Origin of the sequence: Fictibacillus phosphorivorans, from assembly GCF_001629705.1 — a bacterium.
Lineage (GTDB): Bacteria > Bacillota > Bacilli > Bacillales > Fictibacillaceae > Fictibacillus > Fictibacillus phosphorivorans_A.
Genome location: NZ_CP015378.1, coordinates 3930185 through 3944953 on the forward strand (window position 1 = coordinate 3930185; position 14769 = coordinate 3944953).

The following is a 14769-nucleotide window of genomic DNA, read 5'->3' on the forward strand; positions in this document are numbered from 1 at the left end:
GAGCATTGTTTTAGCATTGTTTTGTCATTGCCTTGTCGTTTATGAAAGTTTGATTTCCGCTCCAGGTTGCTCGCTTTCCGGGGGGCGTGCGGTGAGCCTCTTAGTGCCTTGCACTATTAAGAGTCTCACCTGTCCCGCTGATCCCCCAGGAGTCTCGCACCTTGCGCTTCAATCAACTAGTCAATGAAGTTATAGACAAAACCTTGATCGTAAGGAAATCTGCCTCAAACATTTTAAAAATATAGCAATGCACAAAATCGTTCTATAAGGCTTTTTAAAGGCTTGTTGAATTTCAATATATTTTTGTCTTCTTTGAACAGTTGATTGTAGCGGAAGATGCGAGACTCCTGCGGGACTGGCGGTCAGGTGAGACACTTATACGTGAAACGTACGAATGTGGCTCACCGCCTGCCCCGCGGAAAGCGAGCATCTGTAACGAAAATCAACACCCCTCGAAAACACCAGAGCATCTACAATACCTTTTTTATAAAAACAATTCCTTAACCGCTGCACTGACGAAAATGTTTAGCAGTGCGAGCGGAAGTAGGACCTTCCATGCGAAGCCCATCAGTTGATCGGCGCGGAGTCGTGGAAGTGTTCCGCGAATCCAGATCATGAAAAATACAACGATGCTGAATTTGACTCCGAACCATAGCATACCTGGAATGAAGTCTAAAAACGGAATTGGGTTCCATCCTCCTAAGAAAAGAACCGTCGTTAAGGAAGCCATCGCGAACAGATACACATATTCCGTAAGCATGAAGAATGCCCACCGAAACCCTGAGTATTCCACATGATAACCGGCAACGAGCTCTGACTCTGCTTCAGGCAAGTCGAACGGTGTACGGTTTAGCTCAGCGATTGAAGAAATCAAGAAAACGAAAAAGCCGATCGGTGTTAAAAAGATGTACGCAATGTTTTCTTGTCCTCTTACGATGTCGTTTAAGTTCAGGCTGCCTGCGAAAAGAATCACTCCGATCACAGAGATAACAAGCGGAATTTCGTATGAAATCATCTGCGCTGCCGCACGCATGCCGCCGAGTAACGAGTACTTATTGTTTGATGCCCATCCACCCATTAAGATGCCGATTGTCGAGATGCCTGAAACGGCTACGTAATACAGAAGGCCGACGCCAAGGTCTGCGAACTGCATGTTTTCTGAGAACGGAATCGTTGCGAGCACCATGAACGCTGGTGCAAATGCGATGACCGGTGCCAAAATGAACAATGGACGATCAGCTAGCTTCGGTATGGTGTCTTCTTTTATTAAAAGTTTAAAAACATCCGCAACGGTTTGTAGAAGACCGAATCTTCCCCCGACCCGGTTTGGTCCTGTACGCATCTGCATGAATCCAAGCACTTTTCGTTCGGCTAGAATCGCGTAAGTTACGAACCCGAGAACCGTGACGAGTAATGCCGCGCCAAGCGCAAAGAAGATGGCAACATGCGTCCAGCCAGGCTGTGCGTATAAAAGATCCTCCATCAGCCATCAACCTCCCCGAGAACGATATCAATCCCACCTAAGATGGTAATCAAGTTGGAGATGTTTTCACCGACTAAAAGTTTTGGCAGAATCTGAAGGTTGTAAAAAGAAGGTCTGCGAAACTTCAAGCGGTACGGTTCTTTTTTTCCTTCTGACGCGATGTAACAGCCGATCTCTCCGCGGGGCGACTCAATGCGGACGAAAGCTTCACCCTTTGGCGGCTTGATAATTCTTGGCACTTTTGCCATGACCGGGCCTTCTTCTGGAAACTGTTCTACCGCTTGTTCTACAATCTTGAGTGATTCTTCGATCTCTTGCATGCGGCACTGATAGCGCGCCCATGCATCGCCTGTATGAAAGACTGGTACATCAAAATCAAAACGGTCATAGATTGAATACGGCTCATCTTTTCTAAGATCCCAGTTCGTACCCGTACATCTTAAATTAGCGCCGCTTAATGAAAAGTTCAGTGCTTCTTCTTTTGTGTAGTAGCCGATTCCTTTCACACGGTTCAAAAAGATCTCATTGCCTGTCACAAGATCGTGATAGCCAGCAAGCTCTTCTCTCATGTATGGAACAAAATCTCGGACTTTCTCGATCCAGCCATCTGGGGCATCCCATTTCACTCCGCCAACACGCATGTAGTTGAACGTAAGACGTGCTCCGCATATCTCGTTCAGCATATTGATGATTGCTTCACGTTCACGAAACGCGTATAGGAATGGACTCATCGCCCCGATATCTAATAAATATGTACCGAACCAAACAAGATGGCTTGCGATGCGGCCGAGCTCCATCACGATGACACGCAAATATTCCGCGCGTTCTGGTATCTCTAAACTCATCATGGTTTCAACCGCATGGCAGATTACATAGTTGTTCGTCATTGCCGCTAAATAATCCATGCGGTCTGTGTATGGAATAATCTGCGTGTACTGAAGATTTTCCGCTAATTTTTCGGTGCCTCGGTGAAGATAACCGATCACTGGTGTAGCTTCAATGATCGTTTCTCCGTCGATTTTTAGTACGATTCGAAAAACGCCGTGCGTACTCGGATGCTGAGGTCCAACGTTGAGGAGCATCTCTTCTGTTCTGATCAATGTCTCTACACCTCCACGTCATGTGGTTCGTAATCTTTTCTAAGCGGATGTCCTACCCAATCGTCTGGCAGCATAATGCGCGTTAAGTTTGGATGACCTTCAAAGTGGATTCCCAAAAGGTCAAACGTTTCACGCTCTGGCCAGTTTGCTCCTTCCCATAACGGGGTAATGGAATGGGTAGTGGCGCTATTTCTATCTATTTTTACTTTTAGAGCAACCGATTGGCGATGATTGTACGAATACAGATGGTTATAGACTTCAAAATGCGTTTCAAAATCGGTGCCGTGCATTTCAGATAAATAATCAAAACGAAGCTGATCGTTATATTTTAAAAACTCCGCAATTTTGTAATAGGAATCAGGTTTTGCAACTAAGGTAGGGACGTCTTTTGACAGTCTGTTAATATAGGAATCTTCGAGTACATCTTCTCCTAGATGTTCTTTGATGACTTTTCTGTAGGTATCGAGGATAGGTTGGTTAGGTGATGGCTTTTCTTCTGCGACAGGTTCTGTTGCTGCACCTTTTGCATTCGCGGCAGCTCGTGCTTTTGCTGCTGCAGCTGCTTTGGCTTTGGCGGCGGCGATTGCTTTTGCCTTTTCGTCATCACCTATTGGACTAGTTGGTGCATCTGATCCTGCTTCACGGGAAGCTTTCGCTTTAGCAGCTGCTGCTGCTTTTGCCTTGGCTGCTGCGACGGCCTTTGCTTTTGCCGCTGCTTTCGCTTTTTCATCGTCTGAAGCGGGTTCGGTGGACGCGTCGCCTCCACTCTCTCTTGCTAGTTTTGCTTTAGCAGCTGCTGCTGCCTTTGCCTTGGCTGCTGCTGCAGCTTTTGCTTTCGCTGCTGCTAGCGCTTTTTGTTTCGCAAGATCATCTGTTGGCTCATCTGTCTGTGGAGCTTCCGCTGTATTTTCTTTTTCAGCCTGACGCTGTTTTGCGAGTTCTAGAGCTTTCGCTTTCGCCTCTGCGGCGGCTTTCTTTTTCAGTTCTTCTTTTGTTAATTCTGGCTCGTCTGCTGTCGGCTCGGTTCCTTCTGCAACTTTTTCCTTTTCAGCTTGTCGCTGCTTCGCGAGCTCGAGGGCTTTTGCCTTTGCTTCTGCAGCCGCCTTTTTCTTCAGCTCTTCTTTTGTTAATTCTGGTTCAGCTGTTGCCGACTCTGTTCCATCTGCCGCTTTCGCCTTTTCGGCCTGACGTTGTTTCGCAAGTTCGAGCGCTTTTGCCTTCGCTTCTGCGGCTGCTTTTTTCTTTTGCTCTTCTTTTGTTAACTCTGGTTCGGCTGCGGTCGGTTCTGACACATTTGCCGCTTTCGCTTTTTCAGCCTGTCGCTGCTTCGCGAGCTCAAGAGCTTTTGCTTTCGCCTCTGCAGCAGCTTTTTTCTTTTGTTCTTCTATCGATAACCCTTCATTGGAATCATTTTGCTTATCGGTCATTCGCTCATCACCTTCTTGCCTGTCTTCGCTTCATAACGGATTTTTTCTTGAAGCTTGTTGATGCCATAAATGAGTGCAGCAGGGTTAGGTGGACATCCAGGTATGTATACATCCACGGGTACGATTTGATCCACGCCTTTTACGACGGCATACGATTTGATGTAAGGGCCTCCAGCTGTAGCGCATGAACCCATCGCGATGACCCACTTCGGTTCTGGCATCTGTTCGTATAATCGTTTTAATACGGGCGCCATTTTTTTCGTCACGGTTCCTGAAACGATCATTACATCAGATTGACGAGGTGACGTACGGAATATGCTTCCGAAACGGTCTAAATCATAATGAGACGAACCTGTGCCCATCATTTCAATCGCGCAACAGGCGAGTCCAAAGGTTAACGGCCATAGTGAATTGCTTCTGGCCCAGGCTTTTACTTGTTCGAGTGTTACCATGAATACGTTGCGGTCTAGTTCGGCGCGTTCCTCAGCCGTAAGTTCCCAATTTATGTCCATTTCAGCACCTTCTTTTTCCAAGCGTATACAAGACCTAACGTTAAAAGAACAACAAAAATCCCCATTTCGATCAGAGCGAAAACGCCAAGCTCTTCATAGGCAACAGCCCAGGGGTATAAAAATACGGTTTCAACATCAAAAATAACAAACATGAGCGCAAACAAATAATAGCGGACATTGTACTGAACCCAACTTTGATGAAAAGGTTCGATTCCGCTTTCGTAGGTGGTGTATTTTTCTGCTGATGGTTTATAAGGGCGCAACAAACGGCCTGCAGTCAATGCGACCACCGGCAAAAGAACCCCTAAAAATAAAAATACAGCCACAATGAGGTAATTGTTTTGATACAGATGATAAAAATCCATTCTGACTACCTCCTAATCTTCAGAATTTTATAAATTCTGTAACCGCTTTAATTATAGCAAATTCCATATTTTGTGTCGATGTGCTTCTTCACATATGGTACTTCTACTATATTAAGGTCTACCCCTTATTTTTCTATAGAAATGTTCATAATCCTGTAATTTTTTCGGATGTGACGATACACTGTTAGCAGTATGATAGGTGTAAAGGGGAGATTTGTAATGGATATATGGTGGATTGCTTACTTTTTGATCGTCGTGATCTCGATTGCTGGATTAGTCGGTACGATCATGATTTCTAAAACACAGGACGAAAAATACGGAAGTTCAACTCGTCAGAACCTCGTGCGCCTTACTCTCATCTATGCAGTGGTGATTCTTGTCTCGATCATCGCACTTGCTCTCTACATTTATCTTTAATGAAATATCGTTATTAAAGGATGTGATCTACTTTGAAAAAAGAGACCGAACAATTGTGGGCTAGTGAAAAATATACCGTGATGGCAAAAGGCTACAACTTTTATACAGAGGTTCAAGTGTTGATGAGAGATGCTCAATCTACTGCTGATTATGAAAAAGTGACGATGTTGATTGCTGAGTTGAAGGAAAAATCTTTTGAGCGCCGTGCTTTATGCAATACGTTAGAACATGTTTGGGGTTATTTTAAAAAATCAGCAGAAGAAGTGGATAAAGAGCACTTCTTTTCACTGCTAGACACGTTGAGAGAGAGTGATGAAGAGTATTATGATGAAATGCCGTATGAAATTCATCTCTTTTTGAAGTATTTGCTTCAAAAATACCCTTCAGAATACTTATCACGTTCAACATTTATTAAGAATTGAGGATGCTCCCGTCGTGTTGTGGGATCATCCTTTTGTTTTGCCTAAAAGAGGTTCAGTTTCGGTGAACGAAACTTTTTTATGCATACCTGGGTGGGTACCTTTGCAAATCAATCAAGAAATTATAGCGTTCAATCCACAAAAATCAGCGTCTAATCCACGAGTTTTACGCATGAATCCAAAAGTTTTGGCTGTTTATCCTCAAGTCGACAAACCTCGACACCTGTCAGACACAAATAACCCCTCATATACCCCGTACATAAAAAAACACCCCGCTCAACCAAGCGGGATGCCTCTCTGCCATAACTCTCAATTTTTATTAGATCGCCTCAACTGACAATCGCAATTGCTCTTCAAAATCTTCCGCATGCTCGCGTTTTTGTACTTCGTTCCAGCCTAATTTATCAGCCATGCAGTTGATCACACTTTCTTTCCACTCATATACCGTATCGATGTCAAAGTATAGAGCAGAAGTACGGCGGATCAAGAAGTCAGATGGTGTGGACGTCATCTCATACTCCAATGCGTAAAGTAGGGATGCGTACAAACTTACTGGCAAGTTGTAGCTCTTCGCTTCTTCACCGCGTTCTTTCATATAACCGTATACGATATCGATGTTCGTACCATAGCGTTGAACGAGCTCACGAGCTTTCGCGTCATCCAAACCTAATGCTAGGCCTTCTTGTACTTTTGTACGAAGGAAGTCTGCGAAGTTTTGGCTTCCGCCCATCTTACCGCCGGATAATTCCATATGTTGCGTGCGGCATCCAGGGAATTTCGTGCCTTCTTCTTCCCCAAGCTGATCGCGAACGATATCAACGACTTTTTCAGCCATCTTACGGTAACCTGTCAGCTTACCACCTGCGATTGTTAACAATCCAGATGGTGAGTGGAACACTTCATCTTTACGAGAAATTTCTGAAGGTCCCTTTTTTGGTTCGTGAATCAATGGACGTAGTCCTGACCATGACGATTCAACATCGTCGCGCGTGATCTTCACGTCTGGGAACATAAAGTGAATCGTATTTAGTACATATTGAAGATCCTCTTCCGTCATACCAGGGTTTGCAAGGTCTCCCTTGTAATCCGTATCTGTTGTACCCACATACGTCTTACCTGCACGTGGGATCGCGAACACCATACGGCCATCTTCTGTGTCATAGTAAACGGCTTGTTTCAATGGGAACTTAGAGCCATCAATAACAAGGTGGATCCCTTTTGTATGGTGGATCTCTTTTCCTGTTTTTGAACGGTCTTCTTCACGAAGCTCATCTACCCATGGACCTGTTGCGTTGACGATCTTTTTCGCATAGATCTCATGAATTTCACCAGTCAGCTGGTCTTCTACTTTTACACCGACCGCTCTTTTTCCTTTATAGATAAAGCTTGTTACTTTTGCGTAGTTAACGGCTGATGCTCCGCGTGACACCGCTTCTTTCATGATTTCAAGCGTCAGACGAGCGTCATCTGTTTTGTATTCTACGTAATATCCGCCACCAAGTAAGTTATCTTTTTTCAAAAGAGGTTCACGGCGTAATGTTTCTTCGGCTGAAAACATCTTTCTGCGTTCTTTACGTTTTACACCTGCTAAGAAATCGTACACTTTTAGACCGATGGATGTGGAGAATTTTCCGAACGTACCGCCTTTATAAAACGGAAGCAGCATCCACTCTGGCGTTGTTACGTGTGGAGCGTTCTCGTATACGATCGCACGTTCTTTACCTACCTCAGCAACAAGTTTTACTTCAAACTGTTTTAAATAACGAAGTCCACCGTGAACAAGTTTTGTAGAACGGCTGGATGTTCCAGCAGCAAAGTCCTGCATCTCAACAAGACCGACTTTCATACCACGCGTTTGGGCATCTAATAAAATACCTGCTCCAGTTACGCCTCCTCCAATTACAAGGAGATCAAGCTTTTCCTGTTTCATACCTGTGATGATTTCTTCTCTTTTATATGTTGAAAATGATGCTGTCATTTTCTCTTCACTCCTTCTGTACAGAACCGTTGGACATATATAATACGGGTAGTTTTCCCGGAATCAGCGAACCCAACACACATTTTTCAACATTTCCGTGTATTGGCACATATGCACGCAAAAAAGACCACAAGAACCCCGCATCGTGTGTACGAGGTTTTGTGGTCTCTCCTGATCTCCAACCGGTTCAATATCAACTTGTGATTAGTATAACGCAGTTTTCAAGATTTTGAAAGGGTTATGCTTTAGGTTTATAAGCAATCGTTGCTTCTACAGCTTTTTTCCAGCCATCATAAAGCTCTTTACGCTCTTCCTCTTTCATGTTTACGTAGAAGTCTTTGTCCACTTTCCATTTATCTGCTATTTCTTGACGATCGCCCCAGAATCCTACAGCAAGTCCTGCTAGATAAGCGGCACCGAGCGCTGTCGTTTCATTGATTTCCGGACGCTCAACAGGAACGTTTAAGATATCGCTCTGGAACTGCATCAAGAAGTTGTTCTTTACCGCTCCGCCATCAACACGAAGCTTCTTCAACTCGATGCCTGAATCTGCTTCCATCGCGGTTAACACATCAGCTGTTTGATACGCGAGTGATTCGAGAGTCGCACGCACGAAGTGTTCTTTTTCTGTACCACGTGTCAGTCCAAAGATCGCACCGCGCGCTTCTGAATCCCAGTAAGGTGTTCCGAGTCCAACGAATGCTGGCACCACATACACACCATCTGTTGATGCAACGCGCTCTGCATAATCTTCACTATCTGCCGCATCTTTTAACATGCGAAGTCCATCGCGAAGCCATTGAATGGCAGATCCAGCAACGAAGATACTTCCTTCAAGTGCGTACTCGACTTTCCCGTCCACACCCCAAGCGATGGTCGTTAATAGGCCATGCTCAGACTTAACTGCTTTTTCTCCTGTGTTCATAAGCATGAAACAGCCTGTTCCATACGTGTTCTTCGCCATTCCTTTTTCAAAACAAGCTTGTCCAAAAAGTGCCGCTTGCTGATCGCCCGCAATACCAGCGATCGGAATATTTTTACCGAAGAAATGATAGTCGATCGTTTCACCGTATACTTCTGATGACGATTTAACTTCTGGCAACATGGATTTTGGAACGCCCAAGATTTCAAGAAGCTCGTCATCCCATTTTAAATCGTAAATGTTGTACATCAATGTACGTGACGCATTGGAATAATCCGTTACGTGTGCTCTTCCGCCTGTTAGCTTCCAAACCAACCACGTGTCGATCGTTCCGAATAATAGATCACCGTTTTCCGCTTTTTCACGAGCACCCTCGACGTTATCCAGAATCCATTTCACTTTTGTTCCTGAGAAATAAGCGTCGATTAACAATCCTGTTTTGTCGCGGAACTTATCGTTTAAACCTTGAGATTTAAGCTCTTCACAGATCTCAGCTGTTTGACGAGACTGCCATACGATCGCGTTGTGAACAGGTTTTCCTGTGTTCTTATCCCAAACGACTGTTGTTTCACGCTGATTCGTAATACCGATTGATGCGATTTCTCCTGGGTCTGTATCGGTTTTTGATAATACTTCAGCCACTACAGCTAAGATCGTTCCCCAGATTTCTTGTGCATCATGTTCTACCCAGCCTGGCTTAGGGAAGTGTTGCTTGAATTCCTTTTGTGAGATCTCAACGACTTCTCCTGCTTTGTTAAAAAGAATCGCTCTTGAGCTTGTCGTTCCTTGATCGAGTGCAATGATATATTTCTTTTCCATACGTAAACCCTCCCAAAATGGTTTGTTGTTTTTGTTTTAGTTTTCTATTTGATCACCGTGAGGCAATGCTTGTGTGCCTTTACTTCCTAAGAAGAATGTTATTGCGAAAATCGCTAGTGAAACCACTGTCCAGATCCAGAATAAGGTTGTAACTTTTCCTGTAAAAACAGCTTGATAGAACAATGCTCCGAAAACTCCGCCGAGCACTGGCCCTACAACCGGAATCCATGAGTACGTCCAGTTCGATCCGCCTTTGCCTGGAATCGGCAAGATAAAATGTGCAATTCTTGGACCGAGGTCACGTGCTGGGTTGATCGCATATCCTGTTGGTCCACCAAGTGATAATCCGATGGCTACGATTAGGAATCCGACGATTAGTGGATTCAATCCATCTGAAAATTTATTCGCTCCGATTGACAATAATCCTACTAGTAAAACCGCAGTTCCAATAAATTCTGATAAAAGATTCGAAAACGTATGCGGAATTGCAGGGTCCGTTGAGAAAACTCCTAATTTTACAGCTGGATCATCCGTTGCTTTCCAGTGCGGCAGGAAGTGGAAGAAGACGACCATTCCACCTAAGATACCGCCGATCATTTGTGCCAGAATATAAGCTGGTACATCTGCCCAAGCAAATTCACCGATTGAAGCAAGGCCAAGTGTTACGGCTGGGTTAAGATGTGCACCACTAAAGCTTCCGACTGCATAAACCGCCATCGCAACGGCTAGTCCCCAAGCAAGCGCAACTACAATCCATCCGCCACCTTGAGCTTTTGATTTATTCAAGGAAACGTTTGCAACAACGCCCCCGCCAAATATAATTAGAATCATTGTTCCTATAAGTTCTGCCATAAATGTTGACATGTGTTTTCCTCCTTTTATGCAATCGCTATCAATTTATAAGTGCAAGTATGTGAACGGATTTCATCAAAAAAAGACCCAGCAAAAGATACCTATAGTTTTGCTATAAGTAACCCCTGTGGATCTCCATGTTCTCCGTCACGTTTATGAACTTGTCTCTATTATAACAAGGATGAAAACGTTGTCAAACGTTATTTCACAAGAACATTAAATCCACAATTCAGGGTTTGAAGTCGTCACAGCCTCTGCACCGGCCTCCAATGCTTCCATCACATTTACTTTTGTACGAATCAATCCACCAGCAATTACCGGAATTCCAGCTTGCTCACTTACTTCTTTTATTATTTCCGGCATGATGCCTGGCAAAACCTCTAAATAGTCTGGCTGAGCACGTTCGATGACTTTATAACTTGTTTCGAGTGCTAATGAATCTAATAAAAACAAACGCTGAACGGCGATCATGTTCTTCTTTTTTGCACGCATGATGCAGTTAGATCGTGTTGAAATGATTCCTGCTGGTTTCATCTCCTGTGCTAAAAAATCTACCGCATATTCGTTTGCCTTCAAACCGTTAATCAGATCCAGATGAACCAAAACTTTCTTTTTTCGTTCGTTTGCCATCGCAATCATGAATTTCAGCTGACTGATATGCGTGTCCAAACATACGATATATGTGTATTTGCTATTCAGCAGCTTTTCAAAATCCTTCATCTTTCTCGCTGCTGGCAAAACTTTTTGTCCATGGAAGCTCATCGTGCCCACTCCTTACCTTCTTATCATTCACAAGTTTTCGTCATTTATTTTTAAAACCACGAAAAAACCGCCTTTTTTACACATTAAGTGATAATAACACATACAACTACAGACGGACGAGCATTTAATAGTATATAGCTTGTTTATAAGCTATATTTCTTAGGACACTTCCTTAGCTTGAGGAGGTGAAAAGCATGATTAAAAAGAGAAAGAAACCTGTTATCTCTCCTGTTGGCGAATTTCAAAACCCGTTTGGTGATGAAGTGGTTCAAATGGAAGAGGCAGCAGAAACGAACGCGATGACTAGTGAAAATGGCGACCAAGTATGGTTACGTAGGGTCTCATGTGCTCGGCCGATTTTTGGAAGAAGCTAAATACAAAACCATTCTCGTATGCGTATGCGATGTAGCTATCCGAAAGTAGTTGATTTCCGCTCCAGGTTACGCGCTTTCCATGGGGCGAACGGTGAGCCTCCTGCCGCTTTGCGCCATTAGGAGTCTCCACCTGACCGCTCGTCCCATAGGAGTCGGCAACCTTATGCTTCAATCAACTTGCATAGGGAGACTTTTAGAAAAGAGCCAAATAAAAGAACGATCCATCCGATGTTCAACCTTCTCAAACTGAACGTGATGTATTGTAATAAAACCCCTTTGACGTTGGTTTTGGACAAGTCGGAGGGGTTTTTGCGTTCTGAAAAAGAATGAAGGTACAGTTTCGGTTCCCGAAACTTATTAACTTAGATACCGTGCTGGGTATTAGCTTAATGCAATCCAAAAGTTTAGGCTGTTTATCCAGAAGTTTTGCCTGTTTATCCACGAATTTTAGCCCTCAATCCATAAGTTTTGCTACTTTATCCACGAGTTTACAATCCTCGACATTGCTCGCACTCCCTTTATTCCTCTCATACCCCTTACAAACACAAAAAAAGCCCTGCAACTCCCTATAAAGAGAGCTGAAGGGCTTTTTAAATTAACGCTTTGTTGCTATGTCGATACGGTTCATTGCGCGTTTAAGCGCAAACTCCGCACGAGCTGCATCTAGGTTGTCTTGTTTGTTGCTTGCAAGACGTTGCTCGGCACGCTCTTTTGCTGCGCGTGCACGATCTACTTCGATGTCGCCAGCGATCTCAGCAGCTTCTGCTAGGATCGTGACTTTTTCAGGTCGCACTTCAATAAATCCACCGCTAACGGCCACATATTGTGTTTTCCCATCAACGTCGTGAACACGCACGGCGCTGATCGTTAAAGGAGCTACAAGAGGGATATGGCCTGGAAGAATTCCAAGCTCCCCACTTTTTGCTTTCGCGCTGACCATTTTCGCATTTCCTTCAAACACAGGACCATCAGGGGTTACTACGCTGACTTGAATGGTTTTCATCCAATCTTACCCCTTTCAGGCATTAGGCCAAAGTTTTTGCTTTTTCAATAGCATCCTCAATAGAGCCTACGAGATGGAACGCTGATTCCGGAAGATCATCGTATTTTCCTTCAAGGATTTCTTTGAATCCACGAACTGTTTCTTTAACAGGAACGTATGAACCTTTTTGTCCTGTAAATTGTTCTGCAACGTGGAAGTTTTGAGATAAGAAGAACTGGATACGACGCGCACGGTGTACAACTAGCTTATCGTCTTCAGAAAGCTCGTCCATACCAAGGATTGCGATGATATCTTGAAGCTCTTTATAACGCTGTAAAGTCGCCTGTACTTTACGAGCTACTTCATAATGCTCTTCTCCAACGATCTCAGGAGAAAGTGCACGTGAAGTTGAAGCTAGTGGATCTACCGCTGGATAGATACCCATAGCTGTAAGTTTACGCTCAAGGTTCGTTGTTGCATCTAAGTGGGCGAACGCTGTAGCTGGAGCCGGATCCGTATAGTCATCGGCAGGTACATAGATCGCTTGGATAGATGTTACAGAACCTTTTTTCGTAGATGTGATACGCTCTTGTAATTGACCCATCTCAGTTGCAAGAGTTGGCTGGTAACCTACCGCTGATGGCATACGGCCAAGAAGGGCAGATACTTCAGAACCTGCTTGCGTGAAACGGAAGATGTTATCTACGAAGAAAAGAACGTCTTGTCCTTGTTCGTCACGGAAGAATTCAGCCATTGTCAAACCAGAAAGAGCGATACGTGCACGTGCTCCAGGCGGCTCGTTCATCTGTCCGAATACCATTGCCGTTTTCTTGATAACACCAGAGTCGCTCATCTCGTGGAAAAGGTCATTTCCTTCACGAGTACGCTCACCAACACCTGCGAATACGGAGATACCACCGTGTTCTTGTGCGATGTTGTTGATAAGCTCCTGGATAAGAACCGTTTTACCTACACCCGCACCACCGAAAAGACCGATTTTTCCACCTTTTACGTATGGAGCGATAAGGTCAACTACTTTGATCCCTGTTTCAAGGATCTCCGTTTTAGTTGTTAATTCTTCAAAAGAAGGTGCTGAACGGTGGATCGGGTCACGGCGAACATCTGCCGGTACTGCCTCACCAAGGTCAATGTGATCACCTGTTACGTTAAATACACGTCCAAGTGTTGCTTCACCTACTGGTACAGAGATCGGCTTACCTGAGTCAGCGATTTCCATTCCACGAACAAGACCATCCGTTGAATCCATTGCGATTGTACGAACCATGTTATCACCAAGGTGAAGTGCTACTTCTAGTGTTAAGTCAACACCCTCAGCGCTAACAGTTAAAGCGTTAAGCAATTCTGGAAGCTGGCCTTCGAACTTAACGTCAACGACCGGTCCAAGAATTTGAGTAATATAGCCTTTATTCATCGGTTTCCCTCCTATCTTACTTTGCAAAATAGCTGCTAGAATCACTTATAAAAAGTCTACTCTAGAGCTGCTACACCGCCGACGATTTCCGTAATTTCCTGAGTGATAGCTGCTTGACGCTCACGGTTGTACGAGAGGTTCAATTGGCCGATCAGTTCATTAGCGTTATCCGTTGCATTTCTCATCGCAGTCATACGAGAAGCATGCTCGGCTGCTTTCGCATCAAGTAAAGCACCATAAATCAAGCTCTCCGCATATTGAGGAAGAAGCACTTCAAGGATTTCGTCCTCTGATGGTTCATACTCATAGGAAGATTTTGATTTTGTTGCAGCGATATCTGTTAACGGAAGAAGCTTCTTCTCCGTCAGATCGCTCTGAATGGCACTTACAAAATGGTTGTAATACATGTAAAGCTCATCAAATGTTCCGTCCGCATAAAGACCGACTGCCTTTGATGCGATCGCCTTGATCTCAGCAAAGGATGGCTGGTCTGCCACGCCTGTGATGCTGTCCAAGATAGACATCTTACGGCTTTTGAAGAAGTTCACCCCAACTTTACCGATCACGATCAATGCATACTCATCTGCTGATTTGTGACGCTCTTGAATCGTACGGTAAACGTGGCGTAAAATATTCGAGTTATAAGCCCCTGCTAATCCACGGTCAGCTGTAACGACGAAGTAACCCGTCTTTTTCACTGGTCGTGTTAAAAGCATAGAGTGTTTCGCGTTGCTTCCAGATGCGATGCTTCCTACCACTTCTTGGATCTTGTCCACGTAAGGGCCGAAAGATTTCGCATTTTGCTCAGCACGGTTTAGCTTTGCAGCTGAAACCATCTCCATCGCTTTTGTGATCTGCATCGTCTTCTTAGTAGAATCTATTCTAGCTTTTATATCTTTCAATGCCATTCATTTTCACCACCTTT

15 protein-coding genes are annotated in these 14769 nt (G+C 44.3%); 3 read left to right on the forward strand and 12 right to left on the reverse strand.

Going from position 1 to position 14769, the window contains the following annotated elements; all coding sequences use genetic code 11:
- Positions 1 to 484: 484 nt before the first annotated feature.
- From nuoH to ABE65_RS19960, 5 genes are read right to left on the reverse strand one after another with little or no spacing between them, the layout of a single operon-like run.
- Complete coding sequence (gene nuoH, locus ABE65_RS19940) at positions 485 to 1486, reverse strand: NADH-quinone oxidoreductase subunit NuoH (RefSeq protein WP_066398898.1); 1002 nt, start codon at positions 1484 to 1486, stop codon at positions 485 to 487.
- Positions 1483 to 2583 carry an NADH-quinone oxidoreductase subunit D gene (locus ABE65_RS19945; protein ID WP_066398902.1) on the reverse strand — a complete coding sequence of 367 codons (1101 nt, stop codon included), beginning with the start codon at positions 2581 to 2583 and terminating at the stop codon, positions 1483 to 1485. The genes nuoH and ABE65_RS19945 overlap by 4 nt, the downstream gene beginning before the upstream one ends.
- A 5-nt stretch (positions 2584 to 2588) precedes the next feature.
- The gene (locus ABE65_RS19950; protein ID WP_082861525.1) at positions 2589 to 4010 is read right to left on the reverse strand and encodes an NADH-quinone oxidoreductase subunit C; all 1422 of its coding nucleotides are present in this window, start codon (positions 4008 to 4010) and stop codon (positions 2589 to 2591) included.
- Positions 4007 to 4522 carry a NuoB/complex I 20 kDa subunit family protein gene (locus ABE65_RS19955; RefSeq protein ID WP_066398905.1) on the reverse strand — a complete coding sequence of 172 codons (516 nt, stop codon included), beginning with the start codon at positions 4520 to 4522 and terminating at the stop codon, positions 4007 to 4009. Before ABE65_RS19955 ends, ABE65_RS19950 begins: the two co-directional genes overlap by 4 nt.
- Positions 4513 to 4887, reverse strand: coding sequence for an NADH-quinone oxidoreductase subunit A (locus ABE65_RS19960; protein ID WP_066398906.1), 375 nt, complete (start codon positions 4885 to 4887; stop codon positions 4513 to 4515). The genes ABE65_RS19955 and ABE65_RS19960 overlap by 10 nt, the downstream gene beginning before the upstream one ends.
- Before the next feature lie 219 nt (positions 4888 to 5106).
- Here ABE65_RS19960 and ABE65_RS19965 point away from each other — a divergent pair, with 219 nt between their 5' ends.
- Both ABE65_RS19965 and ABE65_RS19970 read left to right on the forward strand, forming a co-directional pair.
- A complete protein-coding gene (locus ABE65_RS19965) occupies positions 5107 to 5304 on the forward strand; it encodes a hypothetical protein (protein WP_066398908.1) in 198 nt (65 codons plus the stop codon).
- A 32-nt stretch (positions 5305 to 5336) separates the two neighbouring features.
- Complete coding sequence (locus ABE65_RS19970) at positions 5337 to 5726, forward strand: DUF1722 domain-containing protein (protein WP_066398912.1); 390 nt, start codon at positions 5337 to 5339, stop codon at positions 5724 to 5726.
- Positions 5727 to 6042: 316 nt separating this feature from the next.
- On the opposite strand, the gene ABE65_RS19975 is transcribed toward ABE65_RS19970, so the two are convergent.
- The 4 genes from ABE65_RS19975 to ABE65_RS19990 all read right to left on the reverse strand — a co-directional run bounded on the left by ABE65_RS19975 (position 6043) and on the right by ABE65_RS19990 (position 11056).
- A complete protein-coding gene (locus tag ABE65_RS19975) occupies positions 6043 to 7701 on the reverse strand; it encodes a glycerol-3-phosphate dehydrogenase/oxidase (protein ID WP_066398915.1) in 1659 nt (552 codons plus the stop codon).
- A gap of 238 nt (positions 7702 to 7939) precedes the next feature.
- Positions 7940 to 9442, reverse strand: coding sequence for a glycerol kinase GlpK (gene glpK, locus ABE65_RS19980; RefSeq protein ID WP_066398916.1), 1503 nt, complete (start codon positions 9440 to 9442; stop codon positions 7940 to 7942).
- A gap of 36 nt (positions 9443 to 9478) precedes the next feature.
- Positions 9479 to 10306 carry an MIP/aquaporin family protein gene (locus tag ABE65_RS19985; protein ID WP_066398917.1) on the reverse strand — a complete coding sequence of 276 codons (828 nt, stop codon included), beginning with the start codon at positions 10304 to 10306 and terminating at the stop codon, positions 9479 to 9481.
- Positions 10307 to 10510: 204 nt separating this feature from the next.
- Entirely contained in the window at positions 10511 to 11056 is a 546-nt protein-coding gene (locus ABE65_RS19990) for a glycerol-3-phosphate responsive antiterminator (RefSeq protein WP_066398926.1), read from the reverse strand.
- Between the two features lie 194 nt (positions 11057 to 11250).
- Here ABE65_RS19990 and ABE65_RS19995 point away from each other — a divergent pair, with 194 nt between their 5' ends.
- Positions 11251 to 11430, forward strand: coding sequence for a hypothetical protein (locus tag ABE65_RS19995; protein WP_066398931.1), 180 nt, complete (start codon positions 11251 to 11253; stop codon positions 11428 to 11430).
- A 595-nt stretch (positions 11431 to 12025) separates the two neighbouring features.
- Here the strand turns inward: ABE65_RS19995 and ABE65_RS20000 are convergent.
- The 3 genes from ABE65_RS20000 to atpG are packed head-to-tail and all read right to left on the reverse strand — an operon-like array spanning position 12026 to position 14752.
- Entirely contained in the window at positions 12026 to 12433 is a 408-nt protein-coding gene (locus ABE65_RS20000) for a F0F1 ATP synthase subunit epsilon (protein WP_066398933.1), read from the reverse strand.
- Between the two features lie 22 nt (positions 12434 to 12455).
- Positions 12456 to 13844, reverse strand: coding sequence for a F0F1 ATP synthase subunit beta (gene atpD, locus ABE65_RS20005; protein WP_066398935.1), 1389 nt, complete (start codon positions 13842 to 13844; stop codon positions 12456 to 12458).
- 56 nt (positions 13845 to 13900) lie between these two features.
- On the reverse strand, positions 13901 to 14752 hold the full coding sequence (gene atpG / locus ABE65_RS20010) for an ATP synthase F1 subunit gamma (protein ID WP_066398937.1): 852 nt from the start codon (positions 14750 to 14752) through the stop codon (positions 13901 to 13903).
- Between the last annotated feature and the right edge of the window lie 17 nt (positions 14753 to 14769).

Excerpts from the sequence above, each read along its gene's own strand:
- ABE65_RS19950 (WP_082861525.1), bottom strand. The coding sequence starts at position 4,010 with ATGACCGATAAGCAAAATGATTCCAATGAAGGGTTATCGATAGAAGAA.
- ABE65_RS19955 (WP_066398905.1), bottom strand. The coding sequence starts at position 4,522 with ATGGACATAAATTGGGAACTTACGGCTGAGGAACGCGCCGAACTAGAC.
- ABE65_RS19960 (WP_066398906.1), bottom strand. The coding sequence starts at position 4,887 with ATGGATTTTTATCATCTGTATCAAAACAATTACCTCATTGTGGCTGTA.
- ABE65_RS19965 (WP_066398908.1), top strand. The coding sequence starts at position 5,107 with ATGGATATATGGTGGATTGCTTACTTTTTGATCGTCGTGATCTCGATT.
- ABE65_RS19975 (WP_066398915.1), bottom strand. The coding sequence starts at position 7,701 with ATGACAGCATCATTTTCAACATATAAAAGAGAAGAAATCATCACAGGT.
- glpK (WP_066398916.1), bottom strand. The coding sequence starts at position 9,442 with ATGGAAAAGAAATATATCATTGCACTCGATCAAGGAACGACAAGCTCA.
- ABE65_RS19985 (WP_066398917.1), bottom strand. The coding sequence starts at position 10,306 with ATGTCAACATTTATGGCAGAACTTATAGGAACAATGATTCTAATTATA.
- ABE65_RS19990 (WP_066398926.1), bottom strand. The coding sequence starts at position 11,056 with ATGAGCTTCCATGGACAAAAAGTTTTGCCAGCAGCGAGAAAGATGAAG.
- ABE65_RS19995 (WP_066398931.1), top strand. The coding sequence starts at position 11,251 with ATGATTAAAAAGAGAAAGAAACCTGTTATCTCTCCTGTTGGCGAATTT.
- ABE65_RS20000 (WP_066398933.1), bottom strand. The coding sequence starts at position 12,433 with ATGAAAACCATTCAAGTCAGCGTAGTAACCCCTGATGGTCCTGTGTTT.
- atpD (WP_066398935.1), bottom strand. The coding sequence starts at position 13,844 with ATGAATAAAGGCTATATTACTCAAATTCTTGGACCGGTCGTTGACGTT.
- atpG (WP_066398937.1), bottom strand. The coding sequence starts at position 14,752 with ATGGCATTGAAAGATATAAAAGCTAGAATAGATTCTACTAAGAAGACG.